General features: G+C 67.2%; 19 protein-coding genes and 1 pseudogene. 10 read left to right on the forward strand and 10 right to left on the reverse strand.

The features are described from left to right. Together SB764_RS28900 and SB764_RS28905 are read right to left on the reverse strand one after the other, a co-directional pair. Complete coding sequence (locus tag SB764_RS28900) at window positions 1-1197, reverse strand: CaiB/BaiF CoA transferase family protein (RefSeq protein WP_410865824.1); 1197 nt, start codon at window positions 1195-1197, stop codon at window positions 1-3. A gap of 24 nt (window positions 1198-1221) precedes the next feature. Then, on the reverse strand, window positions 1222-2664 hold the full coding sequence (locus tag SB764_RS28905) for an MFS transporter (protein ID WP_410865825.1): 1443 nt from the start codon (window positions 2662-2664) through the stop codon (window positions 1222-1224). Between the two features lie 373 nt (window positions 2665-3037). On the opposite strand from SB764_RS28905, the gene SB764_RS28910 reads away from it, so the two are divergent. The 3 genes from SB764_RS28910 (at window position 3038) to SB764_RS28920 (ending at window position 5310) form a co-directional block, all read left to right on the forward strand. Further along, complete coding sequence (locus SB764_RS28910; protein WP_176079241.1) at window positions 3038-3931, forward strand: DUF2092 domain-containing protein; 894 nt, start codon at window positions 3038-3040, stop codon at window positions 3929-3931. A 458-nt stretch (window positions 3932-4389) separates the two neighbouring features. Next, on the forward strand, window positions 4390-4575 hold the full coding sequence (locus SB764_RS28915) for a DUF6515 family protein (protein WP_065057472.1): 186 nt from the start codon (window positions 4390-4392) through the stop codon (window positions 4573-4575). 297 nt (window positions 4576-4872) lie between these two features. After that, complete coding sequence (locus SB764_RS28920; protein ID WP_231957394.1) at window positions 4873-5310, forward strand: Fur family transcriptional regulator; 438 nt, start codon at window positions 4873-4875, stop codon at window positions 5308-5310. Between the two features lie 177 nt (window positions 5311-5487). Here SB764_RS28920 and SB764_RS28925 read toward each other — a convergent pair whose 3' ends face one another. Both SB764_RS28925 and SB764_RS28930 read right to left on the reverse strand, forming a co-directional pair. Then, window positions 5488-5895 carry a PRC-barrel domain-containing protein gene (locus SB764_RS28925; protein ID WP_065065502.1) on the reverse strand — a complete coding sequence of 136 codons (408 nt, stop codon included), beginning with the start codon at window positions 5893-5895 and terminating at the stop codon, window positions 5488-5490. 137 nt (window positions 5896-6032) lie between these two features. Next, window positions 6033-6197 (reverse strand): annotated as a pseudogene (locus SB764_RS28930) (cupin); the annotation flags it as partial. A 310-nt stretch (window positions 6198-6507) separates the two neighbouring features. Between SB764_RS28930 and SB764_RS28935 the strand changes: the two are divergent. Continuing rightward, a complete protein-coding gene (locus SB764_RS28935; RefSeq protein WP_065065504.1) occupies window positions 6508-6693 on the forward strand; it encodes a hypothetical protein in 186 nt (61 codons plus the stop codon). A 50-nt stretch (window positions 6694-6743) separates the two neighbouring features. Here the strand turns inward: SB764_RS28935 and SB764_RS28940 are convergent, their stop codons facing one another. Next, window positions 6744-11195, reverse strand: coding sequence for an ATP-binding protein (locus tag SB764_RS28940; RefSeq protein ID WP_410865826.1), 4452 nt, complete (start codon window positions 11193-11195; stop codon window positions 6744-6746). A 420-nt stretch (window positions 11196-11615) separates the two neighbouring features. On the opposite strand from SB764_RS28940, the gene SB764_RS28945 reads away from it, so the two are divergent. Further along, window positions 11616-12059 carry a thioesterase family protein gene (locus SB764_RS28945; RefSeq protein WP_065065507.1) on the forward strand — a complete coding sequence of 148 codons (444 nt, stop codon included), beginning with the start codon at window positions 11616-11618 and terminating at the stop codon, window positions 12057-12059. Window positions 12060-12081: 22 nt separating this feature from the next. Here the strand turns inward: SB764_RS28945 and SB764_RS28950 are convergent, their stop codons facing one another. Next, window positions 12082-12399: a YnfA family protein gene (locus tag SB764_RS28950; protein ID WP_110329036.1), complete on the reverse strand. Its 318-nt coding sequence runs from the start codon at window positions 12397-12399 to the stop codon at window positions 12082-12084. Window positions 12400-12794: 395 nt separating this feature from the next. On the opposite strand from SB764_RS28950, the gene SB764_RS28955 reads away from it, so the two are divergent. After that, window positions 12795-13889, forward strand: a complete 1095-nt coding sequence (locus SB764_RS28955) for an asparaginase (RefSeq protein WP_065065508.1) — start codon at window positions 12795-12797, stop codon at window positions 13887-13889. A 22-nt stretch (window positions 13890-13911) separates the two neighbouring features. On the opposite strand, the gene phnX is transcribed toward SB764_RS28955, so the two are convergent. Both phnX and SB764_RS28965 read right to left on the reverse strand, forming a co-directional pair. Then, complete coding sequence (gene phnX / locus SB764_RS28960) at window positions 13912-14715, reverse strand: phosphonoacetaldehyde hydrolase (RefSeq protein WP_074984142.1); 804 nt, start codon at window positions 14713-14715, stop codon at window positions 13912-13914. Between the two features lie 71 nt (window positions 14716-14786). Next, window positions 14787-15947, reverse strand: coding sequence for a 2-aminoethylphosphonate--pyruvate transaminase (locus SB764_RS28965; protein WP_410865827.1), 1161 nt, complete (start codon window positions 15945-15947; stop codon window positions 14787-14789). Between the two features lie 170 nt (window positions 15948-16117). Here SB764_RS28965 and SB764_RS28970 point away from each other — a divergent pair, with 170 nt between their 5' ends. Further along, on the forward strand, window positions 16118-16972 hold the full coding sequence (locus tag SB764_RS28970; protein WP_321855446.1) for a LysR substrate-binding domain-containing protein: 855 nt from the start codon (window positions 16118-16120) through the stop codon (window positions 16970-16972). A gap of 39 nt (window positions 16973-17011) precedes the next feature. Here the strand turns inward: SB764_RS28970 and SB764_RS28975 are convergent, their stop codons facing one another. After that, window positions 17012-17233: a hypothetical protein gene (locus tag SB764_RS28975; RefSeq protein WP_065065512.1), complete on the reverse strand. Its 222-nt coding sequence runs from the start codon at window positions 17231-17233 to the stop codon at window positions 17012-17014. Window positions 17234-17518: 285 nt separating this feature from the next. On the opposite strand from SB764_RS28975, the gene SB764_RS28980 reads away from it, so the two are divergent. Continuing rightward, window positions 17519-18172: a phosphoribosyltransferase gene (locus SB764_RS28980; RefSeq protein ID WP_065065586.1), complete on the forward strand. Its 654-nt coding sequence runs from the start codon at window positions 17519-17521 to the stop codon at window positions 18170-18172. A 63-nt stretch (window positions 18173-18235) separates the two neighbouring features. On the opposite strand, the gene SB764_RS28985 is transcribed toward SB764_RS28980, so the two are convergent. After that, window positions 18236-18538: a YciI-like protein gene (locus tag SB764_RS28985; RefSeq protein ID WP_065065513.1), complete on the reverse strand. Its 303-nt coding sequence runs from the start codon at window positions 18536-18538 to the stop codon at window positions 18236-18238. A gap of 254 nt (window positions 18539-18792) precedes the next feature. On the opposite strand from SB764_RS28985, the gene SB764_RS28990 reads away from it, so the two are divergent. Together SB764_RS28990 and SB764_RS28995 are read left to right on the forward strand one after the other, a co-directional pair. Further along, window positions 18793-19104 carry a PsiF family protein gene (locus SB764_RS28990; protein ID WP_065065514.1) on the forward strand — a complete coding sequence of 104 codons (312 nt, stop codon included), beginning with the start codon at window positions 18793-18795 and terminating at the stop codon, window positions 19102-19104. A 294-nt stretch (window positions 19105-19398) separates the two neighbouring features. After that, a complete protein-coding gene (locus SB764_RS28995; protein ID WP_065065515.1) occupies window positions 19399-19848 on the forward strand; it encodes a hypothetical protein in 450 nt (149 codons plus the stop codon). Window positions 19849-19940 lie beyond the last annotated feature (92 nt).

Genomic DNA, 19940 nt, shown 5'->3' on the forward strand with positions numbered 1-19940 from the left:
TCAGATGACTCCTTCGGCGCGCAGGGCGTCGATGTGCGCGGCGTCGTAGCCGAGTTGTGCAAGGGTTTCGCGTGTGTGCGCGCCGAGTGCGGGCGCGGGCGCGGCGGGGGCGGCGTCGCCGTCCGAAAGACGCAGGCCCGCGCGCGTCACGCGCTGCGCCGCCTCGCCGTTCGCCGGCGCGAATTCGCGCACGAATTGCCGCTCGGCCAGATGCGGATGCGCGAGAATCTGCGGCACCGACAGCACGCGGCCAACCGGCACGCCTTGCGCGAGCAGCCGCGCTTCCCAGTTTGCGGCGCTGTCGGCGGCGAGCGCGGCTTCGATTTCGGCCTTCAATTCGGTGCGATGCTGCTTGCGCAGATGGCGCGCGGCGAAGCGCGCATCGCTCGACAGTTCGGGACGGCCGATCACCTCGCACAGGCTCTCGAACTGACGCGTTTCGTTGGCCGCGATGTTGAGCAAACCGTCGCCGGTCGCGAACGTGCCGGAGGGCGCGGCGGTGAAATTTTCGTTGCCCATCGGCACGGGCTCCACGCCCGCGTTCAGATAGTTCGACACGACCCAGCCCATGGTCGCGAGCGTCGCTTCGAGCATCGACACATCGAGGCGGCGTCCGCGCCCGTTCGTGCGCGCATCGACGAGCGCCGCGCAGATGCCGAACGCCGCCGTCAGGCCGCCGACCGTATCGGAGACCGGATAGCCCACGCGCAACGGCGCGCTTTCGGCGTCGCCCGTCACGCTCATCACGCCGGCCATGCCCTGGATGATCTGGTCGTAAGCGGGGCGGGGCGACAGTTCGCCGGAATCGCCGAAACCGGAAATCGCGCAATACACCAGACGCGCATTGACTTCGGATAGCTGATCGAATCCCAAACCGAGACGATCCATCACGCCGGGGCGGAAATTCTCGACCAGAACGTCGGTATCGCGCACGAGATCGAGCAGGATCGCCTTGCCGCGCGGGTCCTTGAGATTAAGCGTGATCGAGCGCTTGCCCGCATTCACGGCGACGAAGGACGCGCCCATGTTGCGCGCGGCGGCGTCTTTGTCGGCGCCGAGACGGCGCGCGAGATCGCCGCCTTCGGGATGCTCGACCTTGGTGACGTCGGCGCCGAACAGCGCGAGCTGATACGCGCAGAACGGCCCGGCCAGCACGTTGGAAAGATCGAGAACGCGGATTCCTGCTAAAGGCAACATCGTGATTCCAGCCTCTGGTTCAGTTCAATGGGAAATATCGTCGAGCGAGCGGTTGTTGGTGCGCGGGCCGAACAGACCGATGGCCGCCATCACCGCGACCATCGCGCCCGTGATCAGGGCGAAGACGCCCGGCACGCCGAAATGGCGCAGCGCGAATGCGATCATGAAGCCCGAGAACATCGCGGACAGCCGCGACATCGAATAGACGAAGCCGACCGCCGTGGCGCGCATGCGCGTGGGAAACAGTTCGACCTGGTAGGCGTGATAGCCGACCGAGAGCAGCGTGCCGCCGAGCGTGATGAGCACGCCGAGCACCATCAGCATCACGGGCGAGGTCTGCATGGCGAACAGCGAACCGAAGACGGCGATGGCGAGCGCGGAGAGCACGATGAGCGTCTTGCGTTCGATGCGGTCGGCGATGGCCATGCCGATCAGCGGGCCGAACGGATTCGACGCCGCGATTACGAACGCGTAGAGCAGGCTGTGCGTGATCGTCACGCCCTTGGAGACGAGCAGCGTCGGCACCCACGACGCGAAACCGTAGAAGCCGATCGCCTGAAACAGATTGAAGACGAGCAGCGTAATCGTGCGGCGGCGATACGGCGGCTGCCAGATCTCGCTGAAGCGCGCCTTGCGCAGCGGCGCGGCGGTCGCGCTTTCCGTCGCAAGCGGCGGCGCGGGCAGCAGGCGGCCCGTCTGCGCCTCGATCTTCGCTTCGAGTGTCGCGAGCACGCGCGCCGCTTCGTCGTGGCGTCCGCGCTGCGCGAGCCAGCGCGCGCTTTCGGGCACGTTGCGGCGGATCGCCCACGCGATCAGCGCGCCGGCCGCGCCGAACATCACGACCCAGCGCCAGCCGTCGAACCCGAGCGGCGCGCGCGGCACGAACCACCACGCGAGCAGTGCGACCGTCGGCACCGCCGTGTACTGCACGAGATGCACGAAGGCGAACGCGCGCCCGCGCATGTGCTTGGGCACCAGCTCGCTCACGTAGGTGTCGATGGTGACGAGTTCGATGCCCACGCCGATCCCCGCGATCAGCCGCCAGAGGTTGATCGCGGGCGCGGACGTTTGCAGCGCCATCACGCAGGTGGCCGCCGAATACCAGAGCAGCGACGCCGTGAACATCGTGCGGCGGCCATAGCGGTCGGCGAGGCCGGTGAAACAGAAGGTGCCGATGAAGAGCCCCGCAAACGAGGCCGCCACGAACGCGCCCAGCCCCGAAAAGCCGAAGAACGAGGCCGTCGTGGTCGAGTAAAGGCCGCTCTTGACGAGCCCCGGCCCGACGTAGGCCGTGAAGAACAGGTCGTAGAACTCGAACCATCCGCCTGTCGCGATCAGCAGGACGAGCGTCCAGACCGCGCGCGCGGCCGGCAGGCGGTCGATGCGCGCGTTGATCTGCGCCGCGCTCGCGGGCGGGACGGATTCACGGAGCGACTCGTGCGTCGCGCCGACCGGCAAACTGGACATGGCGGGCTCCTCCTGAGCTCGGGACAAGGGCATCGGGCTGTCTCGTTCTTTTCGTTCTATCTGATAGAACGGCGTTCTAAAAATGGATGAGCCGCATGATACCCCGCGTCCGGAACTCGCCTGACCAGGGCTTTTACTGAGCGAACGCAAACGGGAAATCGACGCGCAGGGCGAGGGCGGCGCATTGGGGGGGACGAAGAAACGGACCGCTGGTAAGCTCGTCGATACGAGATGCGAGGCGCGCGAGGCACGAAGAGGCTTGCGACATCGCCTGCAACCGCCGCGCGTTTCGCCGACCCAAGGCATCGGTCGCTGCGCGCGCAACGACTTGCACCGGCGGTCGAATCCGGCGAACTTTCAGTCAGGAGACGATGTGAACAAGAGAGTCTTCCCTGGAGTCATCGCGCGAGCGGCGCCTGCTTCGCTCGCGTTGTCGATCTCGATTGCGCTCGCCGGCGGCCTCGCGCTCGCCGGCTGCGCCCATCAGGACAACGGCGGCGAACACGTGCCGGCGCAATCGAACGTCCCTTCACCGCTCGTCGATCTGGGCACGAGCGAGACCGGCGGCAGCAGCGAGACGCCCGCCATCGACGAACAGGCCACCGACGCGCTCGACGCCATGGGCGCGTATCTGCGCACGCTGCGCACGTTCCAGGTGGACGCCGACACGGTCACCGACGTCGTGCTCGACAACGGCCAGAACGCCGCGCTGCTGCGCCATACCGTGCTCAAGGTGAAGCGGCCCGATCGCATGCGCGCCGACATCACCGGTAACGGCAACGTGCGCGGCATGGTCTACGACGGCCATCGCTTCACGATCTTCAACGAGAAAAAAGGCTACTACGCGCGCCGCGACGCGCCGCCGACGCTCGACGAACTCGTGCGCGATCTGGCCGTGACGTGGCACATCGAAACGCCGCTCGCCGACCTGTTCTACTGGGGCGCCGACAAGCCCGACGATCTCGCGATCAGCTCCGCGCAGTCGCTCGGCACGGAGAAAGTCGATACGCGCACCTGCACGCATTACGCCTACCGGCAGCCGGGCGCCGATTGGGAGCTGTGGATCGAAGCAGGGCGGCGACAGCTGCCGTGCAAGATGATCATCACCGATACCACGCAGCCGTCGCGGCCCCGGCACGAGGTCACTTATCACTGGAATCTGAATCCGGTTTTCGCGGCGTCGACCTTCGTGTTCCGCCCGCGTCCGGGCGCGCGGCAGATCGAGATGAAGCCCGCGGACCGCCCGCCTTATCAGGAGGCGGAATGATGAACAGGCACACACAACGGGCCATTGCGGCGGGTCTTGCCGTCTCGATGGCGCTGGCCGCGCCGGCGGCGCTCGCGTTCCGCGGGATGGCGCGAACCAGCATTCATCCGATGGGCGGCGGCAATTTTGGCGGCGGCGGACAGTTTCATGGACGACCGGGATTCAACGGCGGCGGCGTGCAGCACAACGGTGGTCAGCCGGGGCCGCATCCGAATCCTGGGCCGGGGCCACAACCACAACCGCATCCGCCGGGGCCGGGTCCAGGGCCGCAGCCTCATCCGCCCGGGCCTGGGCCGGGACCGCAGCCTCATCCGCCTGGGCCTGGGCCGGGACCGCAGCCTCATCCGCCGGGACCCGGACCCGGACCGGGGCCACAGCCTGGTCCGGGTCCGCATCCGCCCGGGCCTCCGCCTCCACCCCCGCCGCCATATTGGGGTGGCGGCTGGTACGTCGATCCGGTGGCTGCCGCCGTGACGGTGGGCGTAACGGCCGCGGTGGTCGGCTCGATGGTCGCCACGCTGCCGCCGTCGTGCACGGCGGTCGTGATCGGCGGCGCGAGTTACGAACAGTGCGGCGCGACGTGGTATCAGCCGCAATACATCGGTGCGCAGGTGCAGTACGTGGTGGTTTCTCCGCCGCGCTGAAGCGCGGCGAATGCGTCTGACGACGGCCGCGCCGCGCCCGGCGCGGCCGTTTGCTTTTCACTCGCCATTGCTCGCCGCGCCACCTTTATCGCATTGATTCAACGGGGATTTTCCGCGAAAAGCAGGGCGGCGAGAGCGTCGCGGGGTAAAGCCGTGTAATGCCCCCCTCATCGCAAATCGCTTCGACGCACCGGGCCTTAAGCAAGCCTTAAGCAACGGCAATCGAGACTATTGGCCACGTATGAAAAGTGTGCCGATGCGATGAGAGCGATCTATGCCGACCTGAAGCGAGCCCGTATGCGTCCGACCTCGAGTCGCGTCGCGGTGCTTCGGCTGTTCCACGAATTTCCGAACGAGCACATGACCGCCGATCAGGTTTTCCGGCGCGTGCCGCCGGAAACGGAGCAATGCAGCCTGGCGAGCGTGTATCGGGCGCTGTCGCAGTTGCTCGAAGCCGGTCTGATCACGAACGCGTGGATCGGCGAGCAGCGCGTCGTCTACGAACTCAATCGCGGCACGCGTCATTCGCATCTGGTCTGCAACGACTGCGGCGAAGTCGCGGATATCGACGATACCGAACTCGAATCGCAGCACGAGACGATCGCGGGCGCGCGCGGTTTCCGCTACACGAGCGCGAGCCTCGTGATCTTCGGACGCTGCGCGCACTGTGAGGCGACGCTGGAATCGCGGGTTCGTCGCACGGGCGCGATGCACGGGCTGAGCCGCCGGCCGTAACGCGTCACACGATGCGAAGGCCGCCCGAGGCGGAAATCGGGCGGCCGGACGAGGCTGGAAGGCGCGCGGAAGACGTTTGAAACACGTCGTTCACCGCGAATTTGTGATTTTACATAACATAAATTATCGACATTTTTTGCGGCGCAGCCTGGCGTGTCGAGCGCCCATTCCTTTGCCTCAATCCTTCGCGTAATGAAACTCCGGCATCGCCTTGAGCGCGGCCTTGTCGGTTTGCAGCACGATCTGCTTGGCGCTGATGTGCAGATCGTTAAACGGCACGGCGACGAGATGTTCGCCCATGCCTAGAAAACCGCCGACGGACAAAATCGCAAATGCGCCGTCGTTCGGCGATTCGAGCACGATGTCGTCGATCGAGCCGATCTTGCTGCCGTTGTTGTCATAGACATTCGAGCCGACGAGTTTGGAGGCGCGAAAGCCCGTGCCGGACTGAACCGTCGCCATGCGCTGGACGGCGATCGATTGCGGCGCGCCCTGGGCATGCACGAGCGTCGCGCTGCCCAGCGCACCGGTGAAAACAGCCGCGTTGGCGATGGCCGCGGCAAGCGAGATGGCGCGTCGGTTCATGGTTTCCTCCTTCTATTGATTGTCATTGGCGCGGCGCGTGGCGCCGCCTGGCGAGAGCGAGGAACAAAACGCAACTGCCGTGCCTGTGAAATCGGCAAGAAGCAAGAAGCAAGCGGTCAGCGGCGCGCCAGGCGGCGCTACGCCTGCGAAACCCAACGCTCGATCACCGGCCCGCTTGCGCCATCAACCGGATCGCTGGCCGGAAACGGCAACGCCGCCATCGCGCGCAATTCGTCGGACGTGAGCGCATCGCGTCGGATATCCCACTGCTGCCCGGCGGGATAGCCGCCCGCCACCTGAAACGCATCCGTGCGCGACAGAAGACGTGCGCCTCCATGCCGCCGAACAGCGACGCCGTTACGCATACAGCGCATGCCAACCGGGGCACCGCGCGTGCGCCGTTGACCATCGGATCGACCTCCTGGTGCGGGTTGCCGCCTCGCATGTCGAGTTCGCAACCCGCGTTCCAGCAGCGCTTTTCGTTTGCGACCGGAGTGGACGACACGGCGAGAACCGGACGAGTCGGCACGTCGCTTGCGCCATCGTCATCTCTCGCGCTTCGCCGGCGCGCGCTTTTACAGGCCTGCGCTCGACGAACACCCGGAGCCATCTATGCCCCACGCTTTCCTGCCTCATCCCTATCCTGCGCCTCTTCACGCGCATCTGCCGACCGAAGAGCCCAACACGCCGGAAACGCCCCAGCGCAAGCCTCCGCCCGTTCCGGACAGCGATGTGCCGCCGCCTCCGCCGCTCGGCGATCCGCCGTCCGACGCACCGCCCGAACGCGCCGTCGATTAGCGCAATAGCTAACGCATCGGCAAACGCGCCGAAAAGCGCGCCGAAAAACGCTACGACGACCGCTGCGGCGCGCGCGCGCCTTGCGCCGCGGTGCGCACGCTCACGAGTTCGCTGCGCGAGCGCGTGAGCAGATGCAGGATTTCGTCGGGGTCGGCGGGCTTCGTGATGTGCCAGTCGAAGCCCGCGTCAAGCGTGCGCTTGCGATCCTCGTCCTGCCCCCAGCCGGTGAGCGCCACCACCACCGTCTCCTGCGTATCGGGCAAGCTGCGCAGCGCGCGCGCCACTTCATAACCGCTCAGGCCGGGCATGCCGAGATCGAGCAGCACCGCCTCCGGATGAAACACGAGCGCGAGTTCGAGCGCCGCCGCGCCCGCATGCGCCACCCGCACCTCGTGGCCCGAGAGCGAGAGCAGCAGCGCGAGACTTTCGGCCGCGTCCTTGTTGTCGTCGACGACGAGTACGCGCCGCGCCGCCCTCGCCGGCTGATGCGCGTCGTCGACGATGGCGCGCGAACGCAGCGTGGGCACGACGATCGGCAGCACGACACGGAATTCGCTGCCGCGTCCCGGCCCGTCGGAACGCGCGTGAATGGAGCCGCCGTGCAGCCGCACGAGTCCTTTCGAGAGCGCAAGGCCAATGCCGAGTCCGCCTTCGGCGCGCGGCGAACGCGCGTCGATCTGCGAGAACATGGCGAAGAGACGTTCGTCGGCGTCGGGCGGCAGGCCGATGCCGTCGTCTTTCACGACGAGTTCGATCGTCGCGCCCTCCACCTGGATCGCGAGTTCGACGTGGCCGCCCGGATCGGTGTATTTACCCGCGTTGTTCAGCAGGTTCGAGATCACCTGTGCGAGCCGCAATGCGTCGGCGTCGATCAGCACGTCGGGCAGCGGCGCATGCACGGTGAGCGTGTGCCGCTTGCGTTCGAGCAGCGGCCGCGACGCCTCGACGGCGGTCTTGATCACGCCGCCGAGATTCACGACATCGCGGCGCAAATCGAGCTTGCCGCACGTCACGCGCGCGAGGTCGAGCAGATCGTCGAGCAATCCGGACATATGCGAAACCTGACGGCGAATCACGTCGGTCGCCCACGCCAGTTGCTCCGGCGTCAGCGACTTCGAATCGAGAATCGCCGCGGCGCTCCGGATCGGCGCGAGCGGATTGCGCAGTTCGTGCGAGAGCGTGGCGAGAAACGCGTCCTTCTGCTGATCGGCCTCCTCCAGTTGCTGACGCACGCGCACCTGCGCCGAGATATCGCGGAAATAGCAGACGAGACCGAATTCGCCGTCCGCGAGCGGCGTGCGATGCACTTCCCATTCGTAGCACTCGACGCTCTCGCGGTCGCGGCGCGGCTCGCTGCGTTCGGGCGTGTGATACGGCGCGCCGGTCGCCAGCGTGTCGCGAAAGATCGCGACGATTTCGTCCGCGTAGGGCGGGTGCCAGACGCGCCGCATCAGCGCGCCCACATCCTGGCCGGTGAGGTCCGCGGCGTCGCCGAAAAACGCCTGCGCGCCCGGATTGGTTTCGCGGATGCGCAACTCGCGATCGATCAGATAGACGCCGAGCGGCGCTTCGTTCATCAGCGTTTCGAATTGCGCGGTGCGCACGCGGATCGCTTCCTGATCGGCCTTGCGTCCGCTGATGTCGGAGAGCAGCACGGCGGCGCCATGCGCGGCCGGATAGATGCGCACTTCGTACCAGCGCCCGCGACGCGCGCACCAGGTCTCGAACTGCTGCACCGCGCCGGCGTCGAGCGCCGCCCGCAGCGCTTCGTTGAAGCCGTTGCTGTTGGCCTCCGGACACACATCGACGATGTGCCGGCCGAGCGCGTGCGGCGCGCTCACGCCGGTCATCTCCAGGAATTGCGGATTGGCGAGCGTGATGCGCGCGTCTTCGTCGAGCATGAAGAACTGGTCCTGAATGCTCGAGAGCGCGAGTTCGAGCAACTGCTCGTTGGCGTGGCGGATCTGCGTGCGTTCGAGCAGCGCGCCCACGCGCGCGGCCAGTTCGCGCGCCGAAAACGGCTTGACGAGATAGTCGTCGGCGCCCGCGTCGAGGCCTTCGATGCGCGCCTCCTCGCCCGCGCGCGCCGAGAGCAGGATCACGGGGACTTCGCGCAGCGCCGGGTCGCGCCGCACTTCGGCCAGCAGGCCGAAGCCGTCGAGGCGCGGCATCATCACGTCGGCGAGGATCAGGTCGGGACGCGTGCGGCGGGCGCGTTCGAGCGCTTCGGCGCCGTCGGCGGCAAGTTCGACCTGCCACGCGCTCGCGAGCAAGCTGCCGACGTAGGCGCGCATGTCGGCGTTGTCGTCGACGAGCAGGATGCGCGAGCCGAACGTGAGCGCGAAACGCCGGTCGCGCAGCCCCGCCGACCATGCCGGTGCGGCGGCAGCCTCGGCGGCGACGCCATTGCCAGCGCGGGCCGCATCAACGCCGTGCTGCGCGCCCTCGCCGTTTGTCTCGCCCGCGCCCGGCGGCAAGGTGCCGAGCCAGCCCGCCGCTTCGGCGGCGAACGCGGCGGCCAGTTGCGCATCGCCGTTGCGCAGGACGTCGACGCTGCGCGGCGCGTCCGGCCCCGGCTCACGCACGCGCTCGGCCGGCAGATGCGCGCGGCCCAGCGGCACGCGCACGGTGAAGCGCGAACCGCGTTCTGGCTCGCTCGCCGCCTCGATGGTGCCGCCGTGCAGTTTCACCAGTTCCTGGACCAGCGCGAGGCCGATGCCGGAGCCCTCCTGCGTGCGCCCCTGCGTGCCCTCCACGCGATGAAAACGCTCGAACAGACGCGGCATTTCGTGCGCCGGAATACCCGAGCCGCTGTCTTCCACCGTGAGCACCGCACACTGGCCATCGCGCGCGAGATTCACGCCGATACGCCCCGCGAGCGTGAACTTGAACGCATTCGACAGCAGATTGAGGACAATCTTTTCCCACATCGGCCGGTCGACGTAGACCGCTTCGTCGAGCTGGCATTGCACGCGGTACGCGAGTCCGCCGCGCTCGATCGCCGAGCGGAACGTGCTCGCGACGTGCTGCGTATAGCGCGCGAGATCGGTGGCTTCGTAGCCGACGTCGCTGCGCCCTGCCTCGATGCGCGCGAAATCGAGCAGCGAATTCACGAGCCGCAGCAAGCGGTGGCCGCTGCGGCGCGCGAGACGCAACAGCGCGAGGCGCGCGGGATCGCGGTCGGCGGCCACGAGATCGTCGATCGGCGCGAGCATCAGCATGAGCGGCGTGCGCAGTTCGTGGCTGACGTTCGAAAAGAAGGTGGTCTTGGCGCGGTCCAGCGCGGCCAGTTGCTCGACGCGCTCGCGCTCGGTTTCCACGGCGCGCGCGCCTTCGACGATGCTGCCCGCCTGCGATCCGACGAGGCCGAGGAAGGCGCGGTAATCGTCGTCGAAAAGCAGACGCGGACTCACGCCCGCGACGAGAAAACCGAGCGTCGCGTGGCGCGCGCCATGATCGGTCGCGGCGCCCGGTGCAGCCGTCGCGCCCTGCCCGCTCTGTCCGCCCGGCGCGCGACGCCGAAGCGGCACGATCGCCGCGCGGCTCACGGGTTCGGGCCATGCCGATTCGGCGGGCAGCACGCCGTCTAGTACGGTGGTTTCGAGCAGCACGTCTTCGTGCGGCGCACATGACGCCTCGGCGAGCGCCGCCGCGAGGCTGCCGGGCGCGGTGTCGGCGAGATTCAGCCGGATGGGCAAGGGCGACGCGCCGGCGTGATTGGTGGCCGCGAGGCGCGCGCTGCCGCCATCCGCGTCGAGCAGATAGAGCGCGACGAAAGGCTGATCGTGACGGTTGCCGTCGAGCGCGGCGAGCATCTCGGCGCAGGCTTCGGCCACGGACTGCGCGTTGCGCGCCGTCCCCGACAACTGCGCGACGGTGGCGAGCCGCCGCTCGGACAGCACGCGCCGCGTTTCCTCCGTGACCACGCAGAGCATGCCCTGAACGCTGCCGCTGTCATCGTGCACGGGACCGTATGAAAACGTGTGATAAGTCTCTTCCTTGAAACCATTGCGTTCGAGAAAGAGTTGCAGGCTTTCGTCCCATGTGGCCTCGCCGGTGGCGAGCACGTGCTCGATGCGTGAACCGGCTTCGGTCCAGACTTCGGCCCAGACCTCGCGCGCGGGCAAACCGATGAACTGCTGCTTCGCGCCGAGCGTCGGCCGATAGGCATCGTTGCAGAGAAACGTGAGTTCGGGGCCCCAGGCGAGCCACATCGCGTAGCGCGACGCGAGCATCAGACGCACGACGCTCTGCAGGCTGTGCGGCCACGCCGCGCTCGCGCCGAGCGGCGTCGCGGACCAATCGTAGCCGCGCACGAGTTCGGCCATCGTCGCCAGCGTGCCGGCGGCCTGCTGTGCAATATTTGCCGCGCTTGCCGGTATGAACTGCGCGTTCTGGGTGGGCTGCGCGTTCGCTTGGAGCGCGGGGCGCACGCCTTCTCTCACGGCCGTGCGGGCGGCCGGATTCGGGGCATGGGCATCGTCGATCCGTTCTGACGTCATGAACATTCCCGCGTAAGCGTAGGGGCGCGATGTGGGCGCGTTATAGCCGCGTCGGGGCGGCATGCTGGCTCCGTGCGCGCGCGACGCTGCGCGGCGGTGGCGTTGCGCGCGACGAACCGGCAGCGTCGCGCGGGAGGCGCTTCGCGAGCAATGCGGATGAGAGCAATTTGCGCGCCCGGTCCGCGACCGGTTGCGCGTGCGCGAAGGCCGGGCCGACGGCTGCCCCGATTCATCCGACGAATGACGACCGCGTCGCGACGCATCCGGAACCGCGCAGAAGCGTGCTTGCGCGCGGTTGCGCATAGGCTCGCGGACGCCGACCCGCTACAATCCCGGCTTGCGCGCGGGCGCCGTGGATGAGACACGCGGCATGGACGACCCGCCGCGAAGCCTTTCTAATTCGATTATCCGCATTGCGCCATGGCCCGCATCGAGCTCCACTTCCCCGAAGACCAATACTTTTATTCGACGCATCTCACCGTACGCGTCACCGACATCAACTCGGCGAATCACCTCGCCAACGACTCGATGATCTCGATGATTTCGGAAGCGCGGGCGCGCTTCCTGTTCGACGCCGGCATCGAGGACATGAAAGACGCGCACACCAGCATCATCGTCACCGACCTCGCAACGACCTATCGCGCCGAAGCCTACGCGCGCGACCAGCTCTGCTTCGAAGTGGGCATCATGGACTTCAACAAGTACGGCGGCGACATCATCTTCCGCATCACGCGACCCACGGACGGCGCACTGATCGCCATGGCGAAGTCGGGCTTCGTGTTCTTCGACTACGAAGCCAAAAAGGTCGTGCCGATGCCGCCCGCCTTCCGCGCGAAATTTCCCGGCGTCAATTCGCTGGTCTGAGCGCCGGTCTGAGCACGCGCGCTCAACGCGGCTGGAACGCGATCAGCGCCATGCCCGCGAGCGTGAAGGCGATGCCGGCCCAGTCCCACGGGCTCGGCCGGATCGCTTCCACGCCCCACAGCCACAGAATCGCCACGCACACGTAGACGCCGCCGTAGGCCGCGTACGTGCGCCCCGCCGCGCTCGGATGCAGCGTGAGCAGCCACGCGAACAGCGTGAGCGACGCGGCGGCCGGCACGAGCCACCAGGCGCTCGCGCCTTCGCGCAGCCAGCGATACGGCAGATAGCAGCCGACGATTTCGGCCAGGGCGGTAACGACGAACAGCAGAAACGTCTTCATGAGCGGCGTGGTGGGCGCAAAGGCGCTCATGGTAGCGCAGCGGGCGCAAGACGCGCGGCGTGATCCGCGACGATTGAATCAAGCGACGATTGTGCGATTCGCAAGACTCCATTCCGGCATTGCATATCCATCAACGGATTTTCCCGTTGTTGCGGATTTAAATCGACCCTCGCATCACCAATCATTTAATCGATTTCGATTATTCGAATAATAGTCTACAAACTCATACCCATACTGCATTTGGGCGAATTTTCATCCATGCCGATCGCATTGAATCGCAAATAAAAAGCAATTATTTCGCAATCCAGATTTGAATTTAATGGTCTATGACGAATAATGTATTTTCGCAGTGGTCGTTTTTAATAATCGATTATCGATCGCCGAGGAAAACCATCATGCTGATCATGCGACATGCCATTTACGCCCGTTGCCTCGCCGCGGCGCTCGCGGCCGCAGCCGCCTTGCTGCCCGCTCGCGCGGCGCTGGCGCAGGAGACGGCCGCCCTGCCGCGCGTCGCCGTGCTCGCCACCGGCGGCACCATCGCGGGACAGGCCGACACGCGCGCCGCGAACGCCTATAACGCGGGCGCGGTCGGCGCGCAGCAACTCGTGCAGGCCGTGCCCGGCATCGACAAGCTCGCGCGGCTGAGCACCGAGCAGGTCGCGTCCATCGGTTCGCAGGATATGAACGACAAGGTCTGGTTCGCGCTCGCGCGGCGCATCCAGGCGCTGTTCGACCACAACGAAGCCGATGCCGTGGTCATCACGCACGGCACCGACACGCTGGAGGAAACCGCGTTCTTCCTCGACAACGTGCTGCATACCGACAAACCGGTCGTGCTGGTGGGCTCGATGCGGCCGTCCACGGCCACGAGCGCCGACGGCCCGAGCAATCTCTACGAAGCCGTGGAGGTGGCGGCCAGTCCGTCCGCGCGCGGACGCGGCGTGATGGTCGTGCTCAACGACACCATCCAGTCGGCGCGCGGCACGACCAAGACGAACACCACGAGCGTGCAGACGTTCGCCTCGCCGAACAGCGGCCCGATCGGCTACGTCGATCCGGCGAGCGTGCGCTTTTTCACGCCCGCATTCCAGCCCGATGCGCACAAATACGCCCTGCCCTCCGGCGATCAACTGCCGCGCGTCGAGATCGTCTACTCGCACGCGAACATGGACGGCGTGCCGGTCGAGCACGCCATCGCGAGCGGCGCAAAAGGCATCGTGCTCGCGGGCGTCGGCGACGGCAACACGTCGCAGAGCGCGCTCGAAGCGCTGCAACGCGCCGCGAAACAGGGCATCGTGGTGGTGCGCTCGACGCGCGTGGGATCGGGCTTCGTGAACCGCAACGTCGAGGTCAACGACGACACCAGCGGCTTCGCCGTCTCGCTCGATCTGAATCCGCAGAAAGCGCGCGTACTCACACAACTGCTGATCGCGAACGGCGTCACCGCGCCCGCGCAGGTGCAGAAGGCGTTTGCCGCGACTTACTGAGCGCGCTCAGCCAGTCGACGCATCAAGGGCGCTCGCCGCGCGCAAGGCGCGTTTCGATCTCCGTGACCACGGGCAGCAGATCCGCGACGCTGTCGATCACGTAATGCGCGCCCGCCGCGCGCAGACGCTCGATCGCCGCCGCGCGGCGCAGCGCGAATTCGTCGGGGGCGAGCGCGTGCACTTCATCTTCGCTCAGGCCGAACGCGTTGCCGCTCACCGCCACGCCCACGGCCCAGGTGCCGCCGTTGAGACCTTCCTCGATGCCCACTTCGGTGTCGTCGACCTTGATCGCATCGCGCGCGCGCCACACGCCCAGTTGCGGCAGCGTGCGATAGATCATGTATGGCGACGGACGGCCCTCGGGCGTGTCGCCGGTGCAGACGATGCTGTCGGCTTCGAAGCCCTGCTTCGCCGCGCCCGGCACGATCCGGTCGATGATTTCGCGCGTGTAGCCCGTGGTGGAACCGATGCGCACGCCATCGGCGCGCAACTGTTTCGTCACGGCGGCCACGCCCGGAATCACGTCGCTGTATTGCGCGGCGACGGCCACGTTGCGCGGCACGAACACATCGTAGACCGCATCGATATCGGCGTCGCCGGGCATGTGGCCGTAGCGCGCCTGCCAAGCCTGTGCGACGCGCGGCAGCGCCATCAGCGCCGCGATATGCGGACGCTTGGCCATGCCCATCGGGCCGCGCGCTTCGTCGATCGAAATCGGCACGCCGAATTCCTCGAAGGTTTCGACGAACGCGCCCATGGGCGCGCGCGAGCCGTAGTCGACCACCGTGCCGGCCCAGTCGAAAATCACTGCCTTGACGTGTTGCATGATCGTGAATCCTGAAGTTGCGCAGATCGCTGCGCGGCAAGAAAGCGTGCTTGAAACCAGGGCTTCGGCGCTCAGGCCGCAAGCGCCTCGCGGGCGTCCAGCGAAGCGTGCGCGGGTGCGCCGTCGGGCACGCCGAGCGTGCGCAGCGCAGCGCCGCACGCCTCGACCACGCGACGCATGACGTGCTCGTCGAGCGCGCCGATACAGCCGATGCGGAAACTCTCCACGTTCGTCAGCTTGCCCGGATAAATGATGAAACCCTGCGCCTTCATCAGCTCGTAGAAGCGCTCGAAGCTGAACGACGCATGCGCAGGCGAAAAGAACGTGACGATGATCGGCGAGCGCCACGCTGCGGTCAGCAGCGGCTCGAAACCGAGCGCGCGCAGGCCGTCGACCATCACATCGCGGTTGCGCGTGTAGCGCGCGAGGCGCCCCGCCTGGCCGCCTTCGATCTCGAACAGACGCAGCGCTTCGAGAAACGCGGCGACCGCGTGCGTGGGCGGCGTGAAGCGCCACTGGCCCGTCCGGTTCATCACGTCCCACTGATCGTGCAGATCGAGCGCGAGCGAATGGCTGTTGCCCTTCGCGGCTTGCAGCGCGCTTTGCTTCGCGATCACGAAGCCGAAGCCCGGCACGCCCTCGATGCACTTGTTCGCCGACGACACGAACGCTTCGCACGGCAGCGTGCGCACGTCGAGCGGCACGGCGCCGAATGCGCTCATCGAGTCGATCAGCAGACGGCGGCCGTGGCGCGCGGTCACTTCGGCGATTTCCTCGATCGGATTGAGGATGCCCGAGCTGGTTTCGCAATGGACGACCACGACGTGCGTGATGTCCTCGTGCGCGGCGAGCAGGCAATCGACGTCGGCGGCGCGCGGCGGCAGGTAGTCGCCCGTGTCGTGCACCGTGTGGCTGCGGCCCAGATAGCGCAGCGTGGTCGCGATGCGCTTGCCGTATGCGCCGTTGACGAGCACGAGCGCGTGGCCGTTGCGCGGCACGAAGCTGCCCAGCATCGCTTCCACGCAGTAGCTGCCGCTGCCTTGCAGGGGCACGCAGTCGTAGTCGCCGTTTGTGTCGCCGGCGACGGCCAGCAGTGCGGCGCGCAGACGCGCCGTCATCGCGCGGAAATCGGCGTCCCACGAGCCCCAGTCGCGCTGCATCGCGGCTTTGGTCGAGGCGGCCGTGGTCAGCGGGCCGGGCGTCAGCAGGTACGGATCGGCGGGGGTGTTCAAGGCGGTGCTCCAGTCAATCGTCAGCTCGGATGCCGCTACGGTACGCGAATGAAACCCATCGGTAAAATCGATATAATCGATGAGAGTATCAGCCGAACTTATGGTCTGCCGATGACCGTTTTAAGGCGATTCGATGAATTTTCGATGATGTGCGCGAAGGAGAATCTGCCATGCAGTACGCGCAGTTGCGGGCTTTTCATGCGGTCGCCGAGCACGGCGGGTTTTCGCGCGCCGCGCAGGCGCTTTCGCTCACGCAGCCGGCGGTGTCCGACCACGTGAAGCGGCTGGAGCAGGATTTCGGCGTGAAGCTGTTCGAGCGCGCGCCGCGCGGCGTCGAGCTGACCGATCTCGGGCGGCGGCTCTATGCCATCACGCGGCAAATGGTCGGCGGCGAGCGCGCCGCGCGGCGGCTGCTCGAATCGGCGGGCGCGCTCGAATCGGGCGAACTCGCGCTGGTCGCGGACGCGCCCGATCTCGCGATCAAGCTCGTCGGTGCGTTCCGGCGCCGTTATCCGGGCGTGGTGGTGAAGCTGGCCATCGCGAACGCCACGGAATGCATGCGCCGCGTGCTGGCGAGCGAAGTGGACGCGGCGATCACGGCGGCGCATCAGGTGCATAGCCGGCTGGAGACGCGCGTGCTGCGCGAGGAGCCGCTGGTGGCGGTCGTGCCCGCGGACAGTGCAGCGGCGAAGAAGCGCCGCATGACCTACGAGGAACTGGTGCGCCAGCCGATGATCTTTCGCGAAGCGCATTCGGTCACGCAGCAACTGCTCGAAGCGGAACTGGTGCGCAAGGGGTTGCAAGTGCATCCCGTGCTGTACGTCGATGGCCGCGAGGCGCTGCAGACCGCTATCGCGCAGGGGCTGGGCGCGGGCGTCATCGCGGGCGCGGAGTTCGGCGAGTCGCGGCGCATCCGCGCAATCGCTTTGGTCGACTGCCAGGTGCGGATGGTCGAGTCGCTGACGCGGCTCGCGGATTCGTCGTCGAATCTGCTCGATGCGCTGTTCGACACGCCGCTCGATTGAGCGGCGCGGGATGGGTGCAGTGTCGGTGCTGCGTTGGCGCTACGCCACCACGATATCGGCGCCGACTTCGTGCAGCAGGTCGCGCAAGGTTTCCGCCTGATCCATGCGTGCGCCGTGCCGTAGATGGATGCGCAGCGCGCGGCCCTCGATGCCGTCGATCGGACGCACGAGCCGCAGCTCCAGTGCGAGACCGAGACCGTCGGGCGCATCGGCCTCGACCGGTTCGACGACGCGGGGCGAGAAACAGGCGGATTCGGACATGGCGCGGACCTCGTCGGTGAAAGGCACGGCTCATCGTAACCATGCGCTCGCGCCGCGCCAAACGAGAAATCCGCGTATGCAAATGAGCGCGCGGCGGGAGACGTTTGCTGCGCGCGCGCTTTGCGCCGTGGATCGCGGCGCGCATGAAAACACACCGTTGTCCGGCTGATGCAGGTGGTCGGCACCGCCGCCGGCGCGTATGACAAACAAGTGGCACACTGCACGGATCGTTCCGCCCAGTGTGTGGACGGGATCGGCCGGTGCGCCGATCGACAGGAACAGTTTATGGAACGCCCTTTCACCGATCGCCGCGAGGCAGGCCGCCTGCTCGCGGCGCAACTCGCGCCTTATGCCGGGCGCCGCGACGTCGTCGCGCTGGCGTTGCCGCGCGGCGGCGTGCCGGTCGCTTTCGAGGTCGCGCAGGCGCTGGGCGTGCCGCTCGACGTGCTGCCCGTGAGCAAGCTCGGCACGCCGTGGCAACCCGAACTCGCGATGGGCGCGCTGTCCTCGAACGGCGCGCAATACGTGAACGACGCGCTGATCCGGGAAGCCGGCGTGAGCGAGGCGCAATTGCAGAGCGCGCTGGCGCTCGCGCGTATCGAACTCGGTCGGCGCGAGGCGCGTTATCGCGGCGAACGCGCCGCGCTGCCGGTCGCGGGACGCGTGGCGCTGCTGATCGACGACGGCATGGCCACGGGTGCGTCGCTCAAGGCGGCGGCGCGCGCGCTGGCGACGCTCGGTCCGGCGCGCATCGTCGCCGCGCTGCCGGTGGCGCCCGCGGGTGCGCGCGCCCGGCTCGGCGACGCCGTCGACGATCTGGTGTGCGTGCAGACGCCGGCGTCGTTCATCAGCGTCGGCCAGTTCTACTTCGATTTCGATCAGGTCGACGACGAGACCGTGCGCGAGTTGCTCGACCGCGCGGCGAACGCGGGTGCCTGATACAGCAGCCTGACGCGCACACGTTGCCCGCGCAGCGTTTCTATCCCGATCACGCCGAACGCATCACGCCGGATGCACCGGCCTGGACGCCTGCTCACCCACCACGGTCTGCCAGGGCCGCACGCCCCACGACTTCACGAGCCCCGCGCGCACGTAGGGATCGGCTTGCGCGAAGGCTTCGGCGGCCGCCGGGCTGTCGCCCTGGAACAGCAGCAGCGCCGTATCGGTCGGCTCCGCGAGCGCGCCCGCGAGCAGCAGTTCGCCGCGCTGCGCCGCGTCCCATGCGAGACGCAGATGCTCGTCGCGGTAGGCGCCGCGGCGTTCGAGGTAGTCGTCCACGAGGTCGTATTTCAGCAGGTAATGCATGGTCGCTCTCCGTTGGCGCCGGTCGTCAAAGGCGGAATGACGAATCGGCGGGATGGTGGATCAATCGTCAACAATGGTCAGGCGAAGGCGGTTTCGACGCCGTCTGCCGGTGATTGTGCCGCACGCGCGTCAACCGAAGGCATCATCAGCTCGTTTTCAGGTTGGCTTTGCCATAATGGTCGCGGCGATGGGCAATGACGATCCGGCCTGCTCGCACCACGAACCACAACGTCCAAATCCCATGGGAGTGAACGATGAAGATGCAATCCGTCATTGCTGCAATCGTGCTGGGCGGCGTGTTCGCCGCGCCGGCGTTCGCACAGACCGCCGCGCCCGCTGCGCCGAACAGCCAGCAGTCGAAAATGAAGACCTGCAACATGCAGGCCGGCGACAAGAAAGGCGACGACCGCAAGGCCTTCATGAAGGACTGTCTCTCGGCGGGCGGCGGCGCGCCGGCGAAGATGACGCAGCAAGAGCGCATGAAGGCGTGTAACCAGCAGGCCGGCGACAAGAAAGGCGACGATCGCAAGGCCTTCATGAAGCAGTGCCTCTCGAACAAGGGCTGATCGCACGCCCGATCGCGCAGGGGTCCTGAACGACTCGCTTTGCATCTGCGCTGCGCGTACTTTTCGTTCCCGCGACGCGCCGTGGCTCATGCTGCGGCGCGTCGTTTTTCATGGTGCGCCGCACAGTACGATGCACAGCGCGATACGCACGCCCTCGCCCCTGCGCCGACGCCGCGTTTTTCTCCTATGATGGCTCCAGCGGCCGCCCTTCCGTTACACGAAAACGCACGCCCTCGGGCCGCCGCCTGGACGCGAGAGTCTGGATGATGCGCACGGCATCGCATGGAGGCGCGGATGGTCTGGAGATACAAGAATCGGTGGTTCCGCCGCTGGCTGGTGGTGATCGTCTTCTGGCTTGTGCCGGTGATGATCGTCGCGGTGCGCGAGATCCAGGACGAGATGGCCTATAACCGCGCCGATCTCCAGCGCGCACTCACCAGCTGGACATTCACCGACGCCGAACGCAGCGCCGGCGCGCCGCTGCATTGCCGCGGCACGCCTCAGGCCGCGCGCGCACAAGGCTGCCCGGCCGACGTGCTGGCCGAAAATGCCGCGCGTCACGCCGACGCGCTCAGCGAATATGCCGTGCGGCGCGCCACGCTCATGACCTACCTCTGGCATGCCTTCGTCGGCTATTGGGTCGTGCCCGCGGCCGGCCTGCTCGCGATCGGCGTCGTGCTGGGCGGCGTCAAGCGCGCACTGCGCCGCCCGGCGGCCGCCGCCAAACCCCTGCCGGAACGCTGATTTCTCCCCTGCGGCGCGGCCCTCGCCTGCCCGGAACGCCTGTCCCGGCTCAAACGGCCGGATTCGGACCCTGTGATATAAATGTAAGGCTG

Origin of the sequence: Paraburkholderia sp. SIMBA_027, assembly GCF_046535315.1 — a bacterium.
Taxonomy (GTDB): Bacteria; Pseudomonadota; Gammaproteobacteria; order Burkholderiales; family Burkholderiaceae; genus Paraburkholderia; species Paraburkholderia tropica.